We start from the raw sequence: 23,601 nt of genomic DNA, 5'->3' as shown, positions 1-23,601 counted from the left end.
CTCCAGTCTATTCCGTCGTCTGCTCCGATTCGCGCGAAGCGGCGGCAAGGCGCGCCCCTTCGGCCGCTTTCGAGGCGTCCCTGGCTCGCTTGCGCAGATTCTTGTCGTTGATCACGCGGTCGCCGACAGCGCCGGGCGTCCACTGCTCGACATCGTCATCGCCGTAGCTGCTCTTGGACGCCCGCCGCTTGACGGACGGTGCGATCGCGCCGGGTGCGAGTCGACGCGCAGTCAACAGGAACCCTGTGTGCGCAACCATGCGGTGGTCGGGACGGACTGCCAGTCCCTCGACGTGCCATCCACGGACCATCGTCTCGGATGCCTCGGGGTCGGTGAACAGCCCGGTGCCCCGGATGTACTCCGCCACCCGCGAGAGCTGGGTCGCCGTGGCGACGTAGCAGAGCACCACGCCGCCTGGAGTGAGTGCGTCGGCCACGACGTCCATGCACTCCCACGGCGCGAGCATGTCCAGCACGACGCGGTCGACGGACCCGCTCGGCTGCTCCACCGGAAGCGCCTCGACGAGGTCGCCGACGACGACGCGCCAGGTCGACGGCGTGCCGCCGAAGAACGTCTCGACGTTGCCACGCGCGACCTCGGCGAACTCCTCGCGCCGCTCGAACGAGACGAGCGAGCCGGTCGTGCCGACCGCGCGCAGCAGGGCGAGCGACAGGGCGCCGGAGCCGACGCCGGCTTCGACCACGACCGCACCGGGGAAGATGTCGGCCTGCATCACGATCTGCGCCGCGTCCTTCGGGTACACGATCGCCGCGCCGCGGGGCATCGACATCGCGAAGTCGCGGAGCAGGGGACGCAGCGCGAGGTACTCGTGACCGGAGCTGTTCGCGACCACCGAGCCGTCAGGCAGCCCGATCAGGTCGCGGTGGTGGAGCACGCCCTGATGGGTGTGGAGCCCGCCGTCCGCGCTGAGGGTGACGGTGTGCAGGCGGCCCTTCGGCCCGGTGAGCTGGACGCGATCGCCCTCACGGAACGGTCCGCTCGGGCGCTGCGTCGCGAGCTCCGACGGCACTGCCTGCTCGGGCTGGGCGATCTGTTCGGTCATCGGTTGGCTCCCGCCGTGGTCGTCTGACGGTCGAAGAGCTCGACGATGTCGGAGGCGGTGCGGCCCTCGAGCGTCGGCCAGAGCTCATGAGCGCCGACGTCGTCGAGCGAGACGATGTGCGGCACGCCGAGCGCCACGGCTCCCGAAGCGATGCCCGCGCGCAGGCCGGTCGGCGAATCCTCGATCACGACGGCGTCGGCGATGTCGATGTCGAGCAGCGCAGCCGCCTGCAGGTACGGCTCGGGGTGGGGCTTCGGGTTGTCGACGTCGTCGCCGGCGACCACGAGCTCGAAGGCGTCGAAGTCGATGAGTTCGACCACGCCGAGTGCCATCCGCCGCAGCGACATGGTCACGAGTGCGGTCGGGATGCCGGCTTCCCTGAGGTCGGCGAGCAGCTCGCGTGCGCCGGGCCGGAAGGGCACGCCCTGCGTGCGCAGGGCATCCTGCACCGAGTCGGTGAGCGAGGAGATGATGTCATCCGCCGCCATGTCGACTCCGGCGTTCTGCAGGATGATCGCGCTGTCGATGAGACCGTTGCCGACGAGCTGCAGTGCATCCTCGTGGGTCCAGGTGCCTCCGAACGACTGCACCAGCGCCGTCTCGGCCGCCATCCAGTAGGGCTCGGTGTCGACGAGTGTTCCGTCCATGTCCCAAAGGACCGCGCTGGGCTGTCTGCTCACTGAACCCATGCTAGCCGGGGCGGCCGCCCACTTCCTGTCCACGCGGACTAGCCTGGAGGGATACGTCCTCGACCTCGAAGGGAGCCTCGGATGGATGTTCTCGGTTCGCGCATCGTCATCGTCGCCTTCGACGGCTGGAACGACGCCGGTGAGGGTGCGAGCGGTGCCGTGGAGGCGCTGCGCGCAGCGACCGACTACGACCTGGTCCACTCCGTCGACCCCGAACTGTATTTCGACTACCAGTACACGCGGCCGTCGACGCGGATGGATGCCGAGGGGCATCGTCAGCTGAAGTGGCCGGAGGCAGGGCTCTGGCGTCCGCGCGAGTCCGGCGACGGCACGACCCCGGAGTTCTGGCTGCTCACAGGCGTCGAGCCCGCTCGCACCTGGCAGGCCTTCGCCTCCGAGTTCATCGACATCGCGCTCCGCGACGACATCACCGGTGTCGTGACGCTCGGCGCCATGCTCTCGGACGTGCCGCACACGCGGCCGATCTCGATCTTCGCGTCGAGCCCGAACGAGCAGGTGCGTGAGACGCACGGGCTCGAGCGCTCGCTGTACGAGGGACCGGTCGGCATCCTCAGCGTCATCGAGCACTTCGCCGAGAGCGCCGGCATCCCCACTGCGAGCCTGTGGGCCAGCGTGCCGCACTACGTGGCGACCGCGACGCCCTCACCGAAGGTGACGCTCGCGCTGCTGGATCGGCTCGAGGAGCTCACGGGCGTCGACGTCGCTCGCGATCATCTGCGCACCGAGGCAGCAGCCTGGGAGGCCTCGATCGACGCGGCAGCGGCGGACGATGAGGACATGGCCGAATACATCCGTCAGCTGGAGCGCACCCGCGATACGTGGGACTCCCCCGAGGCATCAGGCGACGCGATCGCCCAGGCCTTCGAGCGCTACCTGCGTCGCCGCGACGACGGACCGGGCGACCGCAAGCGCTGAGCGACCGACTCCTCGTCGATCACGACCGAGCAGATCAGGCCGCGATGACACCGGTACCGAGGAGCACCAGCAGCACCGTGCCGAGCAGGATGCGGTAGATGACGAACGGCAGGAAGCTGCGCTTCGAGATCCAGCTCATGAAGAACGCGATGACGCCGAGTGCCACGACGAAGGCGATGCCGGTCGCTGCGAGCGTGTCGCCGAACGAGAAGAACGACGGCTCGTCCCAGCTCTTGTACACCTGGTAGAAGCCGCTGCCGAAGACTGCGGGGATCGCGAGGAGGAACGCGTAGCGCGCTGCCGCGGCGCGCTCGTAGCCGAGGAAGAGACCGATCGTGATCGTGCCACCGGAGCGCGACACACCGGGAACGAGTGCGAGCGCCTGGGCGAATCCGAATGCGATGCCGTGCGGGTAGGTCAGGTCGTTCAGCTTGCGACGCTTCGCGCCCACGTGGTCGGCGATGCCGAGCAGGATGCCGAACACGATCAGCATGATCGCGACGATCCACATCGACCGCAGCACGCTCTCGATCTGGTCCTGGAACAGCAGCCCGAGGACGACGATCGGAATGCTGCCGATGATGATCAGCCAGCCCATCCGGGCGTCGGGGTCGTTGCGCGGCACCTTGCCGGCGAGCGAGCGGAACCACTGCGAGACGATCCGCACGATGTCCCGCCAGAAGAAGACCACGACCGCCGCTTCCGTGCCGATCTGCGTGATCGCCGTGAACGCGGCGCCGGGATCCTCGCCCGACGGCAGGAACGTTCCGACGATGCGCAGGTGGGCGCTCGAGGAGATGGGAAGGAACTCGGTCAATCCCTGGACGATCCCCAGGATGAGCGCTTCGAGCAGGTGCATGGAGGGTGGCCTTCTGATTCGAGGAGGTCGCGCGAGCGGACGAGCGAGCGCTCAGTACGTGCGCAGCAGATCGGTCAGCACCCGCTGGCCGAAGACAAGCGATTCTACGGGTACCCGCTCGTCGACTCCGTGGAACATCCCTGTGAAGTCCAGGTCGGCAGGGAGTTTCAGCGGCGCGAATCCGTAGCCTGTGATGCCGAGCGACGACAGCGCCTTGTTGTCGGTACCGGCGCCGAGGAGATACGGGATCACGGGGACGCCTGGGTCGTGGCGGCCGATGCTCGCGACCATGGCTTCGACGAGATCGCCCTCGAAGGGCACCTCCATGCCGATGTCGCGGACGACCGTCTGGATCTCGATGTCGTCGCCGACGATCTGCTGGAGCTCGGCGAGCACGTCGTCCTCGGTGCCGGGGATCACCCGCACGTCGATGAGTGCCTCCGCGCGCTCAGGGATGACGTTGTGCTTGTAGCCGGCCGTGAGCACGGTCGGATTGGTCGTGGTGCGGAACGTGGAGCGGAGGAAGGCCTCTGCGGGTCCGGCGGCTGCGGCGAGGGCGTCCGGGTCCTCGGTGCTCCGGCCGCTGATCGCACTCAACCCGTCCAGCAGTGCCGACGTGGTCGCGGTGAGGCGGATCGGCCAACGGGTCCGTCCGATCGCCGCCACCGCCTCGGCGAGCCGCGTCACGGCGTTGTCCTCGTGCAGCCTGCTGCCGTGCCCGGCGCGTCCCTTCGCCACCAGGCGGATCCAGATCAGTGCCTTCTCGCCGACCTGCAGCAGGTACGCGCGCCGATCGTCGACCGTGATCGAGTAGCCGCCGACCTCGCTGATCGCCTCGCCCGCGCCGGTGAACCACTCCGGGCGGTCCTTGACGACGAGCGCCGACCCCTCGACGCCGCCGTTCTCCTCGTCGGCGAAGAATGCGAGCACCAGGTCGCGCTCAGGTTGCTCCCCCGCACGCAGGATGTCGGCGACCGATGTCAGGATCATCGCGTTCATGTTCTTCATGTCGACCGCGCCGCGACCCCAGAGCATCCCGTCGCGGACGAGCCCAGCGAAGGGGTCGACCGTCCAGTCCTCCGCCATGGCGGGAACCACGTCGAGGTGGCCGTGCGCGACCAGAGCCGGCTTCGACCGATCCCGACCGACGACCCGCGCCATCACGTTGGTGCGCCGGTCGATCGGCTCGTAGTACTCGACCTCGAGGCCGAGGGCTTCGAGGTAGGCGCCGACGTACTCGGCTGCCTCTCGCTCCCCCTTGGCGTTGCCGCCGCCGAAGTTCGAGGTGTCGAAGCGGATCAGGTCACTCGCGACGCGCACGACCTCGGGAAGCGACTGATCGATCATGTGATCAGGCTACCGAATGAACGTGCCACGCCCGGGCGTACGGCTCGGTTCGAGAGCGTCCGGAGTTCGTGATAGTGTCATTCTTCGGTCGGCAACGATCATCCAACACCTGCGCGGGTGGCGGAATGGTAGACGCGCTACGTTGAGGTCGTAGTGCCCGTAAGGGCGTGGGGGTTCAAGTCCCCCTCCGCGCACAGAACGAGAAAGGCTCCCGAGAGGGGGCCTTTTTCGCGTCTCGGGCACGGTGTGCGAAGACATATCCCTGCTGGAGCATGAAGCCGCAGATGTACGCGGCGCAGTCGGAGATGATCTTCGCTGCGAGCAGCGGCACGCCCCAGACGATCAACAGCGACATGCCGAGGTAGCTGCCGGCGAGCAGGCCGCACGCGAGCAGCAGATACCGCACCAGATGCCTGCGGAGTCCGGTGGTTCCGTGCGCGCGGAAGACGACCGTGCGGTTCAGCGCGAAGTTCACGGCGCCGCTGACCACCCTCGCGCCGATCGCGGACAGCAGCAGCTCGCCGGTCGCCGCGTAGAGCGCCTGGAGGGCAGCGACGTCGAGCACGAACGACCCGAGGGACACCAGCACGTATCGGAGGAGAGGGCGCAGGACCGCGAGGGAATCACGCACCGGTCGGAAGTGCGACGCCGCGTTCTGATCGAGGTACACGGTCTCGATCGGCACCTCACGGATCGGGACTCGACGCCTCGTGAAGTCGAGCAGCACGTTCATCTCCCACGCGAAGCGTTCTCCTGCAACGGCGAGCACTTCGGGGATGCGGGAAGCCGGGATGCCCCGGAGCCCGGTCTGGGTGTCGTGCAGCGCTCCCCCGCTCATCCGGAACAGCGCACGCGAGACGGCATTGCCGAACCTGCTCCGCAGCGGCACGGCACCAGAGAACGCGCGCCCGCCAAGGACCAGTGCCTCACCGCCGCTCGTGGCCTCGGCGACCGCGGCGATGTCGGCGGGACGATGCTGCCCGTCGCTGTCGGCGGTGACAACGTCCTCCCCCGGCCAGCGCGCTGCGATGTGAGCCAGCCCGCGTCGCAGTGCCGCAGCCTTGCCGTCGTTCTGCGCCTGGTGCAGCACCACGACACCGCGTCGCTCGATGTTCGCGAACAGGGCCGCGGAGCTCGCGCCGCTGCCATCGTCCACGACGAGCATGCGGCAGCCGTCCGCCTCGAGCGCGTCGACCAGCTCCAGCATCCGCTCATCCGGCTCGTACGCCGGAATCAGGACGATCACTGCGTGCTCCCCGCGATGTACAGGATGTCGCTGGTGCCGCGCTCCTCGCCCGCGCCGAGCGGGTCGTTCACGAGGGATCCGTCGAAGACCATGGTCGATGAGCCGCCGCCGTCGATGTTGTAGGCCGTCTCGGCACCGAGCGAGACCATGATGTCGGCGAGCTCGGTCATCGTGACGCCTCGGCTGTACCCGGGGCTCCTGCCGTCGACCACGACGAACACGAGGTGGTTGTCGTCGATCACGCCGATCGCCGTCCTCGGCTGCTCGCCCTGGATCGAATGGTTGCCGAAGTTCGTGTCGACCTCGACCTCGTCGATGCCGTCGACGGCTGCGCCCCGTTCCACGAGCGCAGGGCCGAACGAGAGGGTGTTCCAGACGCCGTCGGCGACCAGCGCCTCCGCGGTGGTCGCCGTCTCGTCGTAGACCTCGACGTGCCCGTCGGTGTAGAACGCCAGCCCGTCGCGTGCGCCCTCATCTCGATACACGACGCCGTTGCGGATCACGATGCCCGTGTCGCGGAAGCCGTAGTAGTCGCCGTTGATCGCGAAGATCGCGTCGTTGGCATCCGCGATCGCGCTCGTCGTCTCGGTGATGTTCGTCCCGTAGGCGTCACCGGCGAATGCCGAACGCAGCACAGTGGCGTCGCTGAGCGTGACGTCTGCGACGGAGTAGGTCACGGTGTCGTCGCCCGATCCGGTCGTCACGGTCGAGATCGAGATGTCCGCTTCAGCGGAGTCGTACCCGGTGTCGGTCACCGTCGCGTCGGTGGTCGTCGACACTGCACCACCGGTGCTGGAGTTCTCGGCTTCGTAGGCCGAGACGTCGGAGATCGAGACGTGCTCGATCACGAAGCGGTCCAGCGCCCACGCGGTACCGCCGCCGATGGCGAGCAGCAGCGCGAGGCCGGAGGCGAGCAGGATTCGACGGCGTCGACGCGGCGCCGTTCTGGGGTGGGGTGTGGTGTCCATCCTCAACGGATAGAGCCCATGCCTATCGACGCACTCTCCGATTCGTCTGCGGCGTCACGGTGCCGCCTCTGGACTTCCTATGGCTGCCGGAATCCATTCGCTCGGCATAGGAGTCGCATAGCAAGGGCATAGTCGAACCTGGCGGAATGAACTGCATCACCCCATCGACTGAAGGACACCGCCCGTGTACACGCTCCTCATGATCGTCGCCGACGTCATCGCCATCACGATCCTCGCCCTCGGCATCTACTACACCAGGCATCGTCGCCGCGATCTCGTGGTCGCCTTCGTCGGCGTGAACGTGGGGGTGCTCGCAGTCGCTGTCGTGCTCGCCGGCTCGACGGTGGCGCTCGGCCTCGGCCTCGGCCTGTTCGGGGTGCTCTCGATCATCCGGCTGCGCTCCTCCGAGATCTCGCAGCGCGAGGTCGCCTACTACTTCGCGTCGCTCGCACTCGGACTCATCGCCGGGCTCACGAGCACCCTCTCCCCTGTCGCGCTCGCCCTGATGGCGCTGATCATCATCGCGATGTTCGTTGCGGACCACCCTCGGCTGCTCTCCCGGTCCCGGCACCTGATCATGACCCTCGACCGCGCTGAGGGCGACGAGACGACGCTCACGGGTCACCTGGAGCGGCTGCTGGGCGGCACGGTGACCCAGGTGTCGATCCTGCAGCTCGATTTCGTCAACGACACCACGCAGGTCGACGTGCGCTACCGCGTGAACGCACCCGCAGAGATCAGCAGCGCGCTGAGCGGAGCGCGTCGATGAACCCCCGGTTCGTTCCGATCTCGCTCGAGGAGCTGGTCGCGGAAGCCGAGCTGCTGACGCGCGTCGATCGCAAGTACGTCATGACCGAGGCGCAGGCCGACGCCGCGCTGGCGGCGCTTCCTGAGTGGACCAGAGTGCTCACGATCGGCGGACGCCGTGCCTTCGCCTACGAGTCCTGCTACTTCGACACGGCCGACCTGCTGAGCTTCCGGATGGCGGCTCACGGACGCCGCCGTCGATTCAAGCTCCGCACCCGGAGCTACATCGACACGGAAGACGCCTACCTGGAGCTGAAGACGCGCGGCGCACGCAGCACGACGGTCAAGGAACGGATCGTCTACGACTTCGACACCCGCGATGAGCTCACCGACGAGGGACGGGACTATGCCGCGACAGGTCTCGACGCCCTCGGCATCCCGCGCCTCCGCGACGACGAGCTGCGACCGACCCTGGCGACCCGCTACGAGCGCTCGACCCTGCTCGCACCGGACGGAGGAGGCCGAGCCACGATCGATCGGGACCTCTCCTGGGAACTCGCGAACGGGGACGAGCTGCGTGTTCCCGGCCTCGTGATCGTCGAGACCAAGTCGGGGCTGCGCACCGGAGACGTCGATCGACTCCTGTGGAGACACGGCATCCGCCCGTCGACCATCAGCAAATACGGCACCGGCCTCGCCGCACTGCGTCCTGAGCTGCCGTCCAACAAATGGGCGCGCGTGCTGCGCCAGAACTTCCGCCCTGCCCTGCTCACCGCCTGATCCGAAAGAGAGACCAGCATGCGCACCAAGAACCGAATCCTCCTCGCCGCCGTGCCCTTCGCCCTCACCGGCGTCATCCTGGCCGGATGCACGGCCGTCGCCGCCGACCTCGAGTCCGGCACCGCGACCACGCAGACCGCTTCGGTGCAGGACGTGGACGCGTCGCTGACGGCCGAGCAGGTCCTGGACGAGAACGCCGATGCCACCACGGTCACGGCAGACGAGGCGGAGACCGGCAGCGAGACGACGATCTCGCTCGCTGGCGAGTCCGCGACCGTCGACGGCGACGGCGCAACGGTCGACGGGAACACCGTCACGATCGCCGCGGCGGGGACCTATCGCGTCTCCGGAGCACTCGCCGGCTCGATCGTGGTCGCGGCTCCCGACGACGCCGTGGTCGCGCTGATCCTCGACGGCGTCGACATCGCGAACACGGATGGTGCGGCGATCGCGATCACCGGCGCGGACGACGTCGCGATCGTCCTCGCAGACGGCAGTGAGAACGGGCTCTCGGACGCCGACTCGTACGCCGACGACGCCGAGGTGAACGCGGCACTGTACAGCGACGCAGACCTGACGATCAGCGGCTCCGGTGCGCTGACCGTCACCGGCAATGGCAACGACGGCATCACCAGCAAGGACGACCTCACGATCCTGGCCGGCACGATCGTCGTGACCGCTGCCGACGACGGACTGCGCGGCAAGGACTCGCTGACGCTCGCGGGCGGCACGGTCACCGTGGACGCCGGCGGCGACGGCCTGAGCAGCGATCAGGATGCTGACGAGACCCAGGGGTACATCTGGATCTCCGGAGGCGACCTCGACGTGACCAGCGCCGGCGACGGGCTCGCGGCGGCGACCGATGTCGTGCTCACCGGTGGCGACGTGACGATCGAGAGCGGCGGAGGGTCGACCGCGAACCGTGGCGCAGACGTCTCCGCCAAGGGCGTCAAGGGCGGGGTGTACGTCGTGCTCGAGGGTGCGACGGTCTCGGTGGATGCGGCCGACGACGCCGTGCACTCGAACGGCGCGGTGCACATCAATGACGGCGCCATCATGCTCGCTTCCGGCGACGACGGCGTCCATGCAGACACCGCACTGGCGATCGACGGGGGTTCGCTCACGGTCGCGAAGTCGTACGAGGGCCTCGAGAGCACCGACATCTCGATCGCGGGCGGCACGATCGACGTGACAGCCTCGGACGACGGACTGAACGCCTCATCCGGCAGCGGAGAGAGCATGCAGGACAGCGGCGAGATGATCACGATCTCGGGCGGCGACACGACGGTGCATGCCGGCGGCGACGGCTTCGATTCCAACGGGTCGGCGGAGATGACCGGCGGCTCGCTGACGATCTGGGGCCCGACGAACGATGGGAACGGAGCGATCGATGTGAACGGCTCATTCGACGTGTCAGGAGGAACGCTGCTCGCTGCAGGCAGCGCAGGCATGGCGGTTGCACCTTCGACGGACTCGGCGCAGGGGTGGGTGTTCGCGACCACGGACGGCGATGCCGGGTCGACGGTCGAGATCCTCGCGGACGGCCAGGTCGTGGGCGAGTACGTGGCCGACACGAGCTTCGCGACGGTGGTCTACTCCGGGGCGGGCATCGTCGCCGGATCGACGTACGAGGTGACCGTCGACGGCGTCTCCACGACCGTCACCGCCGGTGAGGGTGGCGCATCCGGCATGGGGCCCGGTCAGGGCGGTCAGCAGGGCGGTGGGATGCCTGGCGGCACCCGCCCCGGCCAGTCAGAGGACGACGGGTCCTGACGGGTCGGGGCCCAGGGCCCGGCCGCGTCAGACGACCGGGTCTCAGACCGCGCCGACGCCGAAGAGCAGCCCGAGCAGGTACGTGATCGCCGCGGCGCCGAATCCGATCGCCAGCTGGCGGAGGGCTCGACGCAGCGGCGGTCCGCCCGAGAGGATGCCGACCATGGCGCCGGTGCTGAGCAGGGCGATGCCGACCAGGACGAGGGCGACGATCACCGCCGTGGCACCCTGCAGTCCGAAGATCCACGGCAGCACGGGGATGATCGCCCCGGAGGAGAAGAGCAGGAAACTCGAGATGGCCGCCGTCCAGTCGCTGCCGACGATGTCGTTCTCGTCGACGCCGTGCGTGCGCACCGGGCCCGTCGCAGTGCGACGAGCACCCTCTTGGGCAGCCGTCACGATGCGGCGGGCGCGAGCGAGCGCCTCCTGCTGGTCCATGCCCCGTGCCCGGTAGACGAGCGCGAGCTCGTTCTCATCGATGTCGAGATCACCGGCTGAGTCCGCGGCGTCGTCGTTCGCCTCGGTCGCCGCGAGGAGCTCGCGCTGCGAGCGGACCGAGACGAACTCCCCCGCTCCCATCGACAGGGCGCCGGCGAGCAGCCCGGCGACGCCGCTGAACAGCACGAAGCTGGAGCTGACGCCCGTCGCGCCGATGCCGAGCACGAGCGCGAGGTTGCTGACGAGCCCGTCGTTCGCACCGAACACCGCGGCGCGGAAGGAGCCGGACAAGCGTCGTCGACCGCGTGCCGCCAGCCCGCGCACGACCTCATAGTGGATCTTCTCGTCGGCGCGCATCGCCGGCGTCGCGTACTGCTCCTCGTCGTAGGGCGATCTCGCCTCAGCGCTCTGGGCGAGGGCGAGGACGAAGATCGAGCCGAAGCGCCCGGCCATCCAGCCGAGCAGCTGCGACTGCAAGCCGGGGCGCGGCAGTCGAGTCGGCTCATCGCCGAGCAGGTCGAGCCAGTGCTGCTCGTGGCGGCGCTCCGCCTCAGCGAGGCTCAGCAGGATCTCGCGCTCCTCCCCTGTCCGGCGGGCGGCGAGTCGTCGGTACACGCGCCCCTCGGCGCGCTCCTCCACGAGATAGCGTGCCCAGCGGCGGCGGTCGGCGGCGGTTGGTTCCGCGGCAGCGGGGGCTGTCATGGGTTCTCCTGAGGTCAATGGGCGCCCGGCGTGGGGCAACCGTTCCACGCTAGCCGCGGGCGCTTCGCGGGACCCCACTCAGGGCACGATTGCCAGCATTTCGGGGATCCGAACCCGACGTGCGCCGGGGCCCTTCGACAGGCTCAGGGACCCATTGGAGGCGTCAAGGACCCTTCGACAGGCTCAGGGGCCCACTTCGGTGAGCGCCGTGACCCCGTGGGTCGCTGAGCCTGTCGAGGCGTTCGGATGCCGTGTTCAGGATCGGACGCGCTTGCGCAGCACGTCGATGCGTGACTGCAGCTGCGTCACGGTCGCCTGCGCGACAGCAGGGCCGCCGCAGATGCGGCGGAGCTCGGCGTGCACAGCGCCATGCGGTTCGCCCTTCTGCCTCGCGTACAGGCCGACGAGGCTGTTCAGCAGCTGACGCTGCTCCTTGAGCGTGCGGTGCAGCGGCGCCGGCAGCGTCGTCGTCTCCGTCGGTCCGGCGGTGGCCTCGCGTGCTTCACGGAGCCGCGACTGACGGGTCTGGCGCTGCATGAGCAGCTCGTGCACGTGCTCCGGCTCGAGGAGACCGGGGAATCCGATGAACTCCTCCTCCTCCGGCGTGCCGGGTTCGGCGAGCTGTCCGAACTCCTGCCCTTCGAACACGACCCTGTCGAAGTGCGCGACCGAGGAGAGCGCCTGGTAGCTGAACTCCTGGGTCAGCGCATCCGAGGTCTCCTCCTCGCGATTCGCGCTCTCGAGCAGCGAGTCGTCGAGTCCATCCTCGTCACTCGACTGCCGATCCAGCGCATGATCGCGCTGCTTGTCCATCTCGTTGGCCAGCCCCATGAGCACCGGCACCTGCGGCAGGAACACGCTGGCGGCCTCACCACGGCGCCGCGCCCGCACGAAGCGTCCGATGGCCTGTGCGAAGAACAGTGGCGTCGAGGATGACGTTGCGTACACGCCGACGGCGAGACGCGGCACGTCGACGCCCTCGGACACCATGCGCACCGCGACCATCCAGCGATCCTCGCTCGCGCTGAACTTCTCGATCCGCTCGGATGCGGTCGCATCGTCCGAGAGCACGATGGTCGGCTGCTGCCGCGTGATGCTGTGCAGGATCTTCGCGTACGCGCGGGCGACGGTCTGATCGGTGGCGAGGACGAGGCCGCCGGCATCCGGCACATGGTTGCGGATCTCGGTGAGGCGGCGATCCGCGGCCGACAGCACGGCCGGCATCCACTCGCCCTCGGGGTCGAGCGCCGTGCGCCAGGCCTGCGACGTCACGTCCTTCGTGTTGTCCTGACCGAGGTGCGTCTCGAGCTCATCCCCGGTGCTCGTTCGCCAGCGCATCTTGCCGGCGTACATGTGGAACAGCACGGGTCGCACCACGCCATCAGCCAATGCGCGGCCGTACCCGTAGTTGTAGTCGGTGCGCGAGATACGGGCACCGGACTCGTCTGGGTGGTACTCGACGAACGGGATCGGCGCCGTGTCGCTCCGGAACGGGGTGCCGGACAGCAGCAGGCGACGCTTCGCCGGGCCGTAGGCGTCGCGGATCGCGTCGCCCCAGCTCAGGGCGTCGCCGCCGTGATGCACCTCGTCGAGGATCACCAGCGTCTTCGCGTCCTCAGTCAGGTGCCGGTGCACCGAGGACTTCGCTGCGACCTGCGCATAGGTCACCACGGCACCGTGATAGTGCCGCGCCGGTGCCCAGTCGCTGTTGCGGAAACGGGGGTCGAGGCGGATGCTCACCCTGGCAGCCGCATCCGCCCACTGGGTCTTGAGATGCTCGGTCGGGGCCACCACGATGATGCGGTTCACCTCGCCCATGCGCATGAGCTCGACCGCGAGCGTCAGCGCGAACGTGGTCTTGCCTGCACCCGGAGTCGCGGCGACGAGGAAGTCGCGCTGGTCTGCCTGGAAGTACTTGTCGAGTGCCTCCTGCTGCCAGGCGCGCAGCTTGTTCGCGGTTCCCCACGGGGCGCGCTGAGGGAAGGACGGAGAGAGCATCGAGTCAACGATAATCGCTGCCGGGGACACTGCAGCCCGACCGGCCGCGACACGCCTCCGCCCCGGGCCGGCGACCATCGGGCGGAGTAGGATCGGTCACTGCGCCATGGCCACCGCCGTCGCCGATCGTTCGCGAAGGAGAGCTGGATGACAGACCAGGATTCGACCCGGACCACCTACGTCGACAACGAGACGCCCCACCCCTGGCGACGGTTCGTCGCGGTCGGTGACTCGTTCACCGAGGGCATCGGCGATCCCGACCCCGATGTGCCCGGCGGTTACCTCGGCTGGGCGGACCGCGTCGCGCAGGTGCTCGCACAGGACGTCGACGACTTCGCGTACGCGAACCTCGCCGTCCGCGGCAAGCTGATCGCCCAGATCGTCGCCGACCAGATCGAGCCGGCGGTCGCCCTCCACCCCGATCTCGTGTCGATCTGCGCCGGAGGCAACGACGTCATCCGCCCTGGCACCGATCCCGACGCGATCTCGGCCCAGCTCGAGGACGCGGTGTCGCGCCTCGCGTCGACCGGCGCGTCGATCATCCTCTTCACCGGCATCGACACCGGGTTCACGCCGGTGTTCCGCGCCTTCCGTGGCAAGGTCGCGATCTACAACGAGAACGTCCGTGCGATCGCCGAGCGTCACGACTGCATCGTCGCCGATCAGTGGGCGCTCAAGGTCGTGCAGGATCCGCGCTTCTTCGACCCCGATCGCCTGCACTACAACGCGCTCGGCCACCATGAAGTGGCCAGGATGGTGCTCCGCGCGCTCAACGTGCCGAACGCACTGGAATCGATGCAGCCGGAGACGATCCCGCTGCGCACGTGGCGCGAGGCTCGCTCCGAGGACCTCGGCTGGGCGCGCGAGCATCTGGTGCCGTGGGTGCTGCGCCGGTTGCGGCACCAGTCGTCCGGTGACAACCTCGCGGCCAAGCGTCCTGAGCCCGGCCCGATCGTCTTCCCCGAGAAGCGCTGATCAGATCGATTCGGCTGATCGGTTCGACTCGGTCAGCTCGATCTGCTCGTGATCGCCCAGAGTGCGACGGCAGCCGCTGAGGCGACGTTGAGCGAGTCGACACCACCGGACATCGGGATCGTGACGACGGTGTCGGCTCCCTCGAGCGCCGCGCGGGAGAGACCGTCGCCCTCTGATCCCATGACCAGGGCGACGCGCGCCGGTCGGTCGCTGACGTAGGCATCGAGCGTCACCGCGTCATCGCGCAGCGCCAGCGCCGCGATGTCGAAATCCGCGGCATGCAGGTCTGCGATGGCGGATTCCCAGTCCGTGATGCGGGTCCACGGCACCTGGAAGACGGTCCCCATGCTCACCCGCACACTGCGTCGGTAGAGCGGGTCCGCGCCGCCGGGCGACACCAGCACGGCGTCTGCTCCGAGGCCGGCAGCCGCGCGGAAGGCAGCGCCGACGTTGGTGTGATCGCCGATGTTCTCGAGGATCAGGACCACGGAGGCGCCGTCGAGGACCTCTCGGACGGATGGCAGCTCAGGGCGGTGCATCGATGCGATCGTCCCGCGGTGCACAGCGAAACCGGTCACAATCTCCGCGACATCGTCGGGGACGACGTACACCGGCACATCGAGATCGCCGACGATCTCCCGGATGTCGTCGATACGACGCTCCTGCACGAGGACGGAGCGCGGACGGTGACCGGATGCGACCGCGCGGGCGATGACCTTGGTCGACTCGGCGATGTACAGCCCGCCCGCCGGTTCACGCAGCGTTCGGAGCGCCGTGTCGGTGAGTCCGCGATAGTCGTCGAGGCGTCGATCGTCGGCATCCGTCACAGGCAGCAGTTCCACGGTCCCCAGTCTGCCATCGTCGGCACGGTCGGCTTCCCGGCTCCGGCGCAGCCCCGGTCACCTGATGCCCCGTAGACTCCCTCGAGGAGGTTTTGTGAGCGTGTCGAACACCGCCGAGCTGTCGGCCACCATCGCCCACGCCGCTGAACTGCTGCGCGGCAAGCGCATCGCGCTGCTCACCGGCGCAGGGATCTCGACCGATTCAGGCATCCCCGCCTACCGCGGCGAGGGTGCCCGCACCGGCAGCGATCCGATGACCATCCAGACCTACCTCGGCGACGAGCGTGCACGACGTCGATACTGGATCGGCGGCCACCTCGGCTGGCGTGCGTTCGCGCATGCAGAGCCGAACCCCGGGCACACCGCGCTCGCCGAGATGGAGACCGACGGCGTCGTCTCCGGGGTCATCACCCAGAACGTCGACGGGCTGCATCTGCGCGCCGGCAGCTCGCGAGTGATCGAGGTGCACGGCACCATGCGCCGGGTGCTCTGCCTGCACTGCGGTCAGGTGTTCGATCGCCGCGACATCGCGGTGCAGATCGAGGAGCTCAACCCGTGGATCACGGTGCCGGAGAACGTGGCCCTCGCACCGGACGGCGATGTGCTCCCGGAGACCACCGACGGCTTCGTCGTGCCGGTCTGCACCGTGTGCGAGGGGATGCTGAAGCCCGACGTGGTCTTCTTCGGCGAATACGTGCCGCAGGACCGCTTCCGTGCCGCTGAATCGCTGCTGCGATCGAGTTCGGCGCTGATCGTCGCCGGCTCATCGCTCGTGGTCAACTCGGGCGTCCGCCTCGTCGAGCGCGCGCGGCGCCGCAGCATCCCGCTCATCATCGTCAATCGCGAGCCGACTCGTGCGGATCCCTGGGCGAGCCTCACGATCGCCGCCGGGACCAGCGATGTGCTCCCAGCCCTGCAGGAGCTCCTCCGATGACACTGCTCACCCTCGTGCGACACGGCCAGACCGACTGGAACCTCAGCCGGCGCATCCAGGGATCCACCGACATCCCGTTGAACGACACCGGCCGCGCCGATGCCCATGCGGCCGCCGAGCGCCTCGCCGCCGGCACGCATCACGCCGTCTACTCGAGTCCGCTGCTGCGTGCCCGTGAGACCGCGCAGATCATCGCCGACCGCCTCGGCCTGCCGCTGGGCGAGGCCGTGCCCGACGTGCGCGAACGCGAGTTCGGCGAGGGCGAGGGCATGCTCGTCGAGGAGTACATCGCGGCGTACGGCGACTGGCACGCCGAGGTCCCTGGCGCAGAGTCCCTCGATGCCGTCGGCGACCGGGCGATCGCCGCGATGCATCGCATCGCCCGTGCATCCCGTCGGCGCACGGCACCCATCGCCGAGTCGGTGATCGTGGTCGCGCACGGCGGCGTCATCCGTGCAGTGATCGACCACGTCTCGGGTGGAACGCTCCCCCGCACCGGCGAGGTGCTCGCGAACGGATCCGCGCATCGTTTCGAGGTCTCACCCCGGTCGGTCCGTCTGCTGGACCAGTTCGCACTGATCTGAGTTCGGCTGATCTGACGCCGCGCGCGGGCTCAGTTCACCCGAGAGACGACGGAGCGCGCATGCCGCAGCACCGGCTCGTCGATCATGCGCCCGTCGAAGCGGAACACGCCGCGTTCGTCGGCTGCAGCATCCAGGACCGCGCGCGCCCATGAGAGGGTCTCCGCGTCCGGCCGATAGGCCGCACGGATCGCGGCCACCTGACTCGGATGGATGCACGCGGTCGCCGCGAACCCTGAGGCTGCCGCATCCTTCGCCTCGGTGTCGAGTCCTGCCGTGTCGGCGATGTCGACATGCACTGCATCGATCGCGCTCTTGCCGTGGGCGCCGGCCTCGAGCAGCACCCTGGAGCGGGCGTAGCGAGCCACATCACGATAGCCGCCGTCCGACCGTCGGCTCGAGGTGCCGCCGAGCGAGGCGACGAGATCCTCCGCGCCCCACATCATGGCGACGACCTGCGGATGCGCGGCGATCCGGTCGGCCGCGTGCACACCGCGAGCCGTCTCGCACAGGGCGATCAGCGAGTAACGTTCGCGGAAGGCATCGAGCCCCTCTGCGTGCTCGGTCTTGGCCACCATCACGGTGCGGAAATCGGTGTGCTCGAGAGCAGCGAGATCTGCGGCGAACGCCTCGGACCCCGGTGCGTTGACGCGAACGATGACCCGGTCAGGATCGACCTGGGCCGCGATCAGGTTCTCGCGCGCCTGTGACTTCGCGGCAGGGAGCACCGCGTCCTCAAGGTCGATGATCACCGCGTCTGCGCGCTCGAGCGCCGTGGCGAATCGCTCTGGCCGGTCGCCAGGACAGAACAGCAGCGCGGGGCCGAGTGCGAAGGTCATGCGGGCGGAGTCCCTTCGGGAACTGTGCGGACGAGCACAGTGCGGCTGGCGGTGGCGACCACGATGTCGTCCTGCGATCGTCCGGTGTGGGCGATCTCGACGACCCCCTGGCCAGGGCGAGACGCGGACAGGCGCTTCGAGACGATCACGCTCTCGGTGTACAGGGTGTCGCCGGCGAAGAGCGGATGCGGGAAGGCGATGTCCCCGAGCCCGAGCTGCGCGACCAGCGTGCCCTGTGTCAACTGCGCGACAGAGGCGCCGACCATGGTCGACAGCGTCCACATGGAGTTCATCAGCCGCTGGTGGAACGGCTCCTGCGTCTCGGCGAACGCCGCGTCGAGGTGCAGCGCCTGCGTGTTCATCGTGAGCGTCGTGAACAGCACGTTGTCGGCCTCGGTCGCCGTGCGCCCTGGTCGGTGCAGGTAGCGGGCACCCACCACGAACTCCTCGAAGTACAGCCCCCGCTGGATGATGTCCTGAGTACTCACCCTGCCACGCTACCCGGCCAGTCCGAGCGCCCGCGCGATCACGAGCAGCTGCACCTCGGTCGTGCCCTCGCCGATCTCGAGGATCTTGGAGTCGCGGTAGTGCCTGGCGGCAGGGAACTCGTTCATGAAGCCGTTGCCGCCGAAGATCTGGGTCGCATCGCGTGCGTTGTCCATGGCCGCTTCGCCCGCGACGAGCTTCGCGATCGCGGCCTGCTCGGCGAACGGACGACCGCTGTCGCGCAGTCGGGCCGCGTGATGCCAGGCCAGGCGCGCCGTGTGCACGCGTGCGCGCATGCGGGCGAGCGTGAACTGCGCGTTCTGGCGCGTGCTGAGGGCACTGCCGAAGATCGTGCGGCTCTTGGCGTAGTCGACCGCAGCTTCGAGGCAGCCCTCGGCGGCGCCGGTCGACAGTGCGGCGATCGCGATCCGCCCCTCGTCGAGGATGCTGAGGAAGTTGCGGAAGCCGCTCCCCCGCTGTCCGAGCAGATTGGCCGCCGGCACGCGTGCCCCGATGAAGGTGAGCGGATGCGTGTCGGAGGCGTTCCAGCCGACCTTGTCGTACGGCGGCTCGACCGTGAACCCAGGCGTGCCGTTCGGCACGATGATGGTCGAGATCTCCTTGCGGCCGCCCTCATTCCCGGTGACGGCCGTGACGGTCACGAAGCGCGTGATCGGCGTGCCGGAGTTCGTGATGAACTGCTTGGAGCCGTCGATCACCCACTCCTCGCCCTCCAGCCGTGCCGTCGTGCGCGTCGCTCCGGCATCGCTGCCGGCCTCCGGCTCGGTGAGGCCGAAGCCGGCGAGAGCGCGTGCGGCGAGCAGGTCGGGCAGCAGCTCGCGCTTCTGCTCCTCGGTGCCGAACCGGAACACCGGCATGGCCCCGAGGCTGACGCCGGCCTCGAGCGTGATGGCGATGGACTGATCGACGCGGCCGAGCGCCTCGATCGCGATGCCGAGCGCCATGTAGTCGCCGCCCTGCCCGCCGTACTCCTCGGGGAACGGCAGGCCGAACAGCCCGAGATCGCCCATCTGCGCCACGACGTCCATCGAGAGCGTGTGCGTCCGATCGGCCTCGTACGACTGCGGTGCGACGACGGTGTCGGCGAACTCCCGCACCATCCCGGCGAGCTCGCGCTCCTCCTCGGTCAGATCCTCGATCATCGGTTCTCCTCCATCGTCGTCACGCGGGCGACCAGCTGGTCGCGTCGCACCTGATCTCCCACAGCCACCAGCAGGTGCACGGTGCCGTCGAGCGGCGCGAGCACAGGGTGCTCCATCTTCATCGCTTCGATCGACAGCAGTGGCGTGCCCGCCCTCACGATCGCACCGTCGGCCACGTGCACCGCCACGACCGCACCGGGCATCGGCGCGCGTCCCTCTGGGGTCGCTGCCGCGGTTCCCGCATCCTTCGCGAGCAGTCGGCGTCGCATCCGCTCTCTGCGGTCCACCGGGCGGAGGCGCGCGCTGGTGCCGTCTTCGGAGACCCAGACGGCCCCGTCGCCATCGACCGCGGTGCACACCGCCCCCGCATCGGGCAGGTCATCGGGCGACGCGGTCACGACCGCATCGGTGTCGGTGAGGAACGCTCTGGCTGCGCCGGACACCCCTGCGGCTCCGAGCCGCCACCCTGGCAGCTCGCGCCACAGCGCATCCGAGCGCAGCGGTGCGCTCCGCGGAGCGTGTGTCCGAGCCGCCTCCGCGACCATGGCGTCGGTCAGCGTCGTCGCGTCGAGCGGAAGCAGCGTCTCGATCAGTCCGGTGTCGAGGTCTCCTGCGACCACGCGCTCATCCCGGCAGAGGCGACGCAGAAAGGCGATGTTGGTGTCGACGCCCAGCACGACGGTGCGTGACAGCGCGAGATCGAGACGGGCGATGGCGGTCGCGCGATCGTCGGCGACGGCGATGACCTTCGCGATCATCGGGTCATAGAAGCCGGTGACCGTGCTGCCGGTCTCGATCGCGGCATCCACGCGCACACCCACACCCGTCGGCGGCTCGAACAGCAGCACCACGCCCGTCGAGGGCAGGAAGCCGCGCTCCGGCGACTCCGCATAGATCCGCGCCTCGACCGCGTGGCCGCGCACCGTGGGCGTGACGCCGAGAGGAAGATCTGCGGCGACCCGAAGCTGCAGCGCCACCAGATCGAGGCCGGTCACCTCTTCGGTGACGGGGTGCTCCACCTGGAGCCGGGTGTTCATCTCGATGAAGAAGACCTCGTCCGGCTCGTCTGCGTCGATCAGGAACTCGACCGTGCCTGCGCCGACGTAGGCCACGCTCTCGGCGGCGCGGACGGCGGCCTCCAGCAGCTGCGTCCTGGTGTGGTCGGGGATGCCGGCGGAGGGTGCCTCTTCGATGACCTTCTGGTGGCGACGCTGCAGCGTGCACTCGCGCTCGCCGAGGGCGATGACCGTGCCATGCGCATCGCCGAAGACCTGCACCTCGATGTGACGCGGCCGACGGATCAGGCGTTCCAGGATCAACGAGTCGTCGCCGAAGGCGGATGCCGCGACGCGGCGTGCGGATGCGAGCGCTGTCGCCAGCGCTGAGGCGTCTGTGACGACCTCCATGCCCTTGCCACCGCCACCGGCACTGGGCTTCACGAGGAGCGGGAAGCCGATGTCGGTCGCGGCCGCTGCGATCTGTGCGTCGGACAGCCCTGAGGCATCGAACCCCGGGACCACCGGCACACCGTGCGCGACGACGTGCTCCCTCGCCCGTGCCTTGTCTCCCATGATCTGCAGCGCCTCGGCGCCGGGGCCGATGAAGACGATCCCCCGCTCGACGCAGGCCTGCGCCAGGCCGACGCTCTCCGAGAGGAACCCGTATCCAGGGTGGATGGCCTGCGCGCCGGTGCGCAGCGCGGCGGAGATGACGGCCTCGATGTCGAGATACGACTGGGCAGCGGGAGCCGGGCCGATGCGCACGGCGACATCGGCCTCGCGCACATGCGGTGCCTCGGCGTCTGCGTCGCTGTAGACGGCGACGCTGCGGATGCCGCGCGTGCGCAACGTGCGGATGATGCGTCGGGCGATCTCGCCGCGGTTCGCGACGAGCACGGTCTCGAACTCGGGGCCTGCGTCGATCGCCGGGGCTGTCGGTGTCTGGTCAGTCATCGCAGCTCACATCCGGAAGAGGCCGAAGCGGGGCTCCGGCAGCGGGGTACGGGAGACGACGTCGAGCGCGAGCCCGAGCAGGTCACGGGTCTGCGCAGGGTCGACGATCCCGTCGTCCCAGAGTCGGGCCGTCGCGTAGTACGGCTCGCCCTGCTGCTCGTACTGTGCGCGGATCGGCTGCTCGAACTGGGACCGCTCCTCGGGCGACCACGTCTCGCCTCGCGCGTCGAGCTGGTCCTCGCGGACGGTCGCGAGGACGGAGGCCGCCTGCGGCCCGCCCATGACCGAGATCCGGCTGGCCGGCCACGTCCAGAGGAATCGCGGCGAGTAGGCGCGCCCGCACATCGAGTAGTTGCCCGCGCCGAACGATCCGCCGATGATCACGGTGAGCTTCGGCACCCTGGTGCTGGCGACGGCGGTGACCATCTTGGCGCCGTCCTTCGCGATGCCGCCTGCCTCGGCATCCGATCCGACCATGAAGCCCGTGATGTTCTGCAGGAAGAGCAGCGGGATGCCGCGTTGATCGCACAGCTCGATGAAGTGCGCACCCTTCAACGCCGATTCGCTGAACAGCACGCCGTTGTTCGAGACGATCCCGACCGGATGGCCGTGGAGTCGCGCGAAGCCCGTGACGAGCGTGGTGCCGTACTCGGCCTTGAACTCGCGAAAGCTGTCGCCGTCGACCAGGCGCGAGATGACCTCGCGCACATCGTAGGCGGCGTTCACATCGACCGGCACGACGTCATAGAGGGAGGACGTCTCCGTCGGGGCGACAGTCGCTCCGACCTCCCACGCCGGTGCGAGCGGGGGCGGCAGCGTGGCGACGATGTCACGCAGGATCTCGAGGGCGTGCTCATCGTCCTCGGCGAGATGGTCGACCACGCCGCTGCGGCGGGCGTGCAGCTCACCGCCGCCCAGCTCCTCGGCCGTCACGACCTCGCCGATCGCAGCCTTCACGAGCGGCGGGCCGCCGAGGAAGATCGTGCCCTGGCCGCGCACGATCACGGTCTCGTCGCTCATCGCCGGCACGTAGGCGCCGCCGGCCGTGCACGACCCGAGCACGGCCGCGAGCTGCGGGATGCCCTCGGCCGACATCGTCGCCTGGTTGAAGAAGATGCGGCCGAAGTGGTCGCGGTCGGGGAACACCTCGTCCTGCTTCGGGAGGAAGGCGCCGCCGGAGTCCACGAGGTACAGGCACGGAAGCCGGTTCTCGCGCGCGATCTCCTGCGCTCGCAGGTGCTTCTTGACCGTGAGCGGCAGATACGTGCCACCCTTGACGGTCGCATCGTTGCAGATCACCATCACGTGCCGGCTGTGCACGAGTCCGATCCCGGCGATGACGCCGGCGGCGGGCGCCTCTCCCCCATACAGGCCGTCCGCCGCGAGCGGAGCGACCTCGAGGAAGGGACTGCCCTCATCGAGGAGACGGTCCACGCGATCGCGAGGGAGCAGCTTCCCTCGGGCGAGGTGACGCGCTCTGGATGCGTCGGATCCGCCGCGTGACGCGACGGCCAGGCGGTCGCGGAGCTCGTCAGCCAGGGACTGCTGGGTGGCAGGCATCGTGAAGTCCTCCTCGACTCCCCGTGCGCGGTACGTCACATGGTGGCGCGGCGCATGCGGCTTCGGTTAGTGTTCACTAACCCGTTGATTCAGGTTAGCGAGGATTAACTGAGATGACAACCCCGGTCACCGCCCGAGACCGCGCCAAGGCGGAGCGCTCCGATGCGATCCTGCACGAGGCGGCGCGCCTCTTCGCCGAGCGCGGATACACCGGCGTCAGCCTCGAGGACATCGGCGCCGCGGTCGGCGTATCCGGGCCGGCAGTCTACCGGCACTTCGCCGGCAAGCAGGCGCTGCTCGGCTCCGTGCTGGTCAAGGTCAGCGACGATCTTGTCAGCGGTGGGACCAGCGTCGCCGAGTCCGCGAGCAGCGATGACGCACGGATGCGAGCGCTCATCGGCTTCCACGTCGAGTTCGCGCTCGGGAACGCCGACGTGATCCAGGTGCAGGATCGTGACGTCGCACACCTGTCGGAAGCCGATCGCGCCGCCGTTCGACGGCTGCAGCGTGCGTACATCGAGCTGTGGATCGACGCGCTGTCACCGCTGATCGATGCCAGCCAGGATGAGCTGCGATTGCGCGTGCAGGCCTGCTTCGGGCTCATCAACTCGACCCCGCACAGCACCCGCTCCGCAGCCAGACGGCATTCCGCCACCGCGACGGTCCTCGTCGCGATGGCGGATGCGGCGCTGCGCGCCGGCTGACCTCCGTCGATGGACCAGC

22 protein-coding genes and 1 tRNA gene are annotated in these 23,601 nt (G+C 69.0%); 9 read left to right on the top strand and 14 right to left on the bottom strand.

The annotated features are described in order from the left end of the window. Nucleotides 1–7: 7 nt before the first annotated feature. Nucleotides 8–1,063: a tRNA (adenine-N1)-methyltransferase gene (locus tag V7Z82_RS03430; protein WP_334147977.1), complete on the bottom strand. Its 1,056-nt coding sequence runs from the start codon at nucleotides 1,061–1,063 to the stop codon at nucleotides 8–10. Further along, nucleotides 1,060–1,752: an HAD family hydrolase gene (locus V7Z82_RS03425; protein ID WP_334147975.1), complete on the bottom strand. Its 693-nt coding sequence runs from the start codon at nucleotides 1,750–1,752 to the stop codon at nucleotides 1,060–1,062. The genes V7Z82_RS03430 and V7Z82_RS03425 overlap by 4 nt, the downstream gene beginning before the upstream one ends. A gap of 81 nt (nucleotides 1,753–1,833) precedes the next feature. Between V7Z82_RS03425 and V7Z82_RS03420 the strand changes: the two genes are divergently transcribed. Next, on the top strand, nucleotides 1,834–2,688 hold the full coding sequence (locus V7Z82_RS03420; protein WP_334147973.1) for a PAC2 family protein: 855 nt from the start codon (nucleotides 1,834–1,836) through the stop codon (nucleotides 2,686–2,688). A gap of 34 nt (nucleotides 2,689–2,722) precedes the next feature. On the opposite strand, the gene V7Z82_RS03415 is transcribed toward V7Z82_RS03420, so the two are convergent. Next, a complete protein-coding gene (locus tag V7Z82_RS03415) occupies nucleotides 2,723–3,547 on the bottom strand; it encodes an undecaprenyl-diphosphate phosphatase (RefSeq protein ID WP_334147971.1) in 825 nt (274 codons plus the stop codon). Between the two features lie 51 nt (nucleotides 3,548–3,598). Continuing rightward, entirely contained in the window at nucleotides 3,599–4,894 is a 1,296-nt protein-coding gene (locus V7Z82_RS03410) for a M20/M25/M40 family metallo-hydrolase (protein WP_334147968.1), read from the bottom strand. 111 nt (nucleotides 4,895–5,005) lie between these two features. On the opposite strand from V7Z82_RS03410, the gene V7Z82_RS03405 reads away from it, so the two are divergent. Next, nucleotides 5,006–5,088 (top strand) — tRNA-Leu (locus V7Z82_RS03405). On the opposite strand, the gene V7Z82_RS03400 is transcribed toward V7Z82_RS03405, so the two are convergent. Together V7Z82_RS03400 and V7Z82_RS03395 are read right to left on the bottom strand one after the other, a co-directional pair. After that, nucleotides 5,070–6,140 (bottom strand): bifunctional glycosyltransferase family 2/GtrA family protein, encoded by a 1,071-nt coding sequence (locus V7Z82_RS03400; RefSeq protein ID WP_334147967.1) that lies wholly within the window; start codon nucleotides 6,138–6,140, stop codon nucleotides 5,070–5,072. The two genes, V7Z82_RS03405 and V7Z82_RS03400, sit on opposite strands and share 19 nt — an antisense overlap. Further along, entirely contained in the window at nucleotides 6,137–7,108 is a 972-nt protein-coding gene (locus V7Z82_RS03395; RefSeq protein WP_334147965.1) for a phosphodiester glycosidase family protein, read from the bottom strand. The genes V7Z82_RS03400 and V7Z82_RS03395 overlap by 4 nt, the downstream gene beginning before the upstream one ends. Nucleotides 7,109–7,292: 184 nt before the next feature. On the opposite strand from V7Z82_RS03395, the gene V7Z82_RS03390 reads away from it, so the two are divergent. From V7Z82_RS03390 to V7Z82_RS03380, 3 genes are read left to right on the top strand one after another with little or no spacing between them, the layout of a single operon-like run. Next, on the top strand, nucleotides 7,293–7,877 hold the full coding sequence (locus tag V7Z82_RS03390) for a DUF4956 domain-containing protein (protein ID WP_334147963.1): 585 nt from the start codon (nucleotides 7,293–7,295) through the stop codon (nucleotides 7,875–7,877). Then, on the top strand, nucleotides 7,874–8,635 hold the full coding sequence (locus V7Z82_RS03385) for a polyphosphate polymerase domain-containing protein (protein WP_334147962.1): 762 nt from the start codon (nucleotides 7,874–7,876) through the stop codon (nucleotides 8,633–8,635). Before V7Z82_RS03390 ends, V7Z82_RS03385 begins: the two co-directional genes overlap by 4 nt. A gap of 18 nt (nucleotides 8,636–8,653) precedes the next feature. Next, nucleotides 8,654–10,408, top strand: coding sequence for a carbohydrate-binding domain-containing protein (locus V7Z82_RS03380; RefSeq protein ID WP_334147961.1), 1,755 nt, complete (start codon nucleotides 8,654–8,656; stop codon nucleotides 10,406–10,408). Nucleotides 10,409–10,450: 42 nt separating this feature from the next. Here the strand turns inward: V7Z82_RS03380 and V7Z82_RS03375 are convergent, their stop codons facing one another. Then, nucleotides 10,451–11,548: a VIT1/CCC1 transporter family protein gene (locus tag V7Z82_RS03375; protein WP_334147960.1), complete on the bottom strand. Its 1,098-nt coding sequence runs from the start codon at nucleotides 11,546–11,548 to the stop codon at nucleotides 10,451–10,453. 255 nt (nucleotides 11,549–11,803) lie between these two features. Next, nucleotides 11,804–13,546 (bottom strand): DEAD/DEAH box helicase, encoded by a 1,743-nt coding sequence (locus V7Z82_RS03370; protein WP_334147958.1) that lies wholly within the window; start codon nucleotides 13,544–13,546, stop codon nucleotides 11,804–11,806. Nucleotides 13,547–13,693: 147 nt separating this feature from the next. Here V7Z82_RS03370 and V7Z82_RS03365 point away from each other — a divergent pair, with 147 nt between their 5' ends. Further along, entirely contained in the window at nucleotides 13,694–14,521 is an 828-nt protein-coding gene (locus tag V7Z82_RS03365; RefSeq protein WP_334147956.1) for an SGNH/GDSL hydrolase family protein, read from the top strand. A gap of 32 nt (nucleotides 14,522–14,553) precedes the next feature. Here the strand turns inward: V7Z82_RS03365 and V7Z82_RS03360 are convergent, their stop codons facing one another. Next, entirely contained in the window at nucleotides 14,554–15,363 is an 810-nt protein-coding gene (locus V7Z82_RS03360) for a TrmH family RNA methyltransferase (protein WP_334147954.1), read from the bottom strand. A gap of 94 nt (nucleotides 15,364–15,457) precedes the next feature. Here V7Z82_RS03360 and V7Z82_RS03355 point away from each other — a divergent pair, with 94 nt between their 5' ends. Further along, nucleotides 15,458–16,297, top strand: a complete 840-nt coding sequence (locus V7Z82_RS03355) for a Sir2 family NAD-dependent protein deacetylase (RefSeq protein WP_334147953.1) — start codon at nucleotides 15,458–15,460, stop codon at nucleotides 16,295–16,297. Further along, nucleotides 16,294–16,881: a histidine phosphatase family protein gene (locus V7Z82_RS03350; protein WP_334147952.1), complete on the top strand. Its 588-nt coding sequence runs from the start codon at nucleotides 16,294–16,296 to the stop codon at nucleotides 16,879–16,881. Before V7Z82_RS03355 ends, V7Z82_RS03350 begins: the two co-directional genes overlap by 4 nt. Nucleotides 16,882–16,910: 29 nt before the next feature. Here V7Z82_RS03350 and V7Z82_RS03345 read toward each other — a convergent pair whose 3' ends face one another. The 5 genes from V7Z82_RS03345 to V7Z82_RS03325 are packed head-to-tail and all read right to left on the bottom strand — an operon-like array spanning nucleotide 16,911 to nucleotide 22,878. Beyond that, entirely contained in the window at nucleotides 16,911–17,717 is an 807-nt protein-coding gene (locus V7Z82_RS03345) for an HpcH/HpaI aldolase/citrate lyase family protein (RefSeq protein ID WP_334147951.1), read from the bottom strand. Then, entirely contained in the window at nucleotides 17,714–18,205 is a 492-nt protein-coding gene (locus tag V7Z82_RS03340) for a MaoC family dehydratase (RefSeq protein WP_334147950.1), read from the bottom strand. The genes V7Z82_RS03345 and V7Z82_RS03340 overlap by 4 nt, the downstream gene beginning before the upstream one ends. A 9-nt stretch (nucleotides 18,206–18,214) precedes the next feature. Further along, nucleotides 18,215–19,366, bottom strand: coding sequence for an acyl-CoA dehydrogenase family protein (locus V7Z82_RS03335; protein ID WP_334147949.1), 1,152 nt, complete (start codon nucleotides 19,364–19,366; stop codon nucleotides 18,215–18,217). Continuing rightward, nucleotides 19,363–21,318 (bottom strand): acetyl/propionyl/methylcrotonyl-CoA carboxylase subunit alpha, encoded by a 1,956-nt coding sequence (locus tag V7Z82_RS03330; protein ID WP_334147948.1) that lies wholly within the window; start codon nucleotides 21,316–21,318, stop codon nucleotides 19,363–19,365. The genes V7Z82_RS03335 and V7Z82_RS03330 overlap by 4 nt, the downstream gene beginning before the upstream one ends. Nucleotides 21,319–21,324: 6 nt before the next feature. Next, complete coding sequence (locus tag V7Z82_RS03325; RefSeq protein ID WP_334147947.1) at nucleotides 21,325–22,878, bottom strand: carboxyl transferase domain-containing protein; 1,554 nt, start codon at nucleotides 22,876–22,878, stop codon at nucleotides 21,325–21,327. 113 nt (nucleotides 22,879–22,991) lie between these two features. Here V7Z82_RS03325 and V7Z82_RS03320 point away from each other — a divergent pair, with 113 nt between their 5' ends. Beyond that, a complete protein-coding gene (locus V7Z82_RS03320; protein ID WP_334147945.1) occupies nucleotides 22,992–23,582 on the top strand; it encodes a TetR/AcrR family transcriptional regulator in 591 nt (196 codons plus the stop codon). Nucleotides 23,583–23,601: the final 19 nt, after the last annotated feature.

It is taken from the genome of Microbacterium sp. (genome assembly GCF_036823965.1).
Lineage (GTDB): Bacteria > Actinomycetota > Actinomycetes > Actinomycetales > Microbacteriaceae > Microbacterium.
The sequence above is the reverse complement of the archived record's forward strand: the minus strand, read 5'-3'. Positions and strand labels throughout refer to the sequence as shown.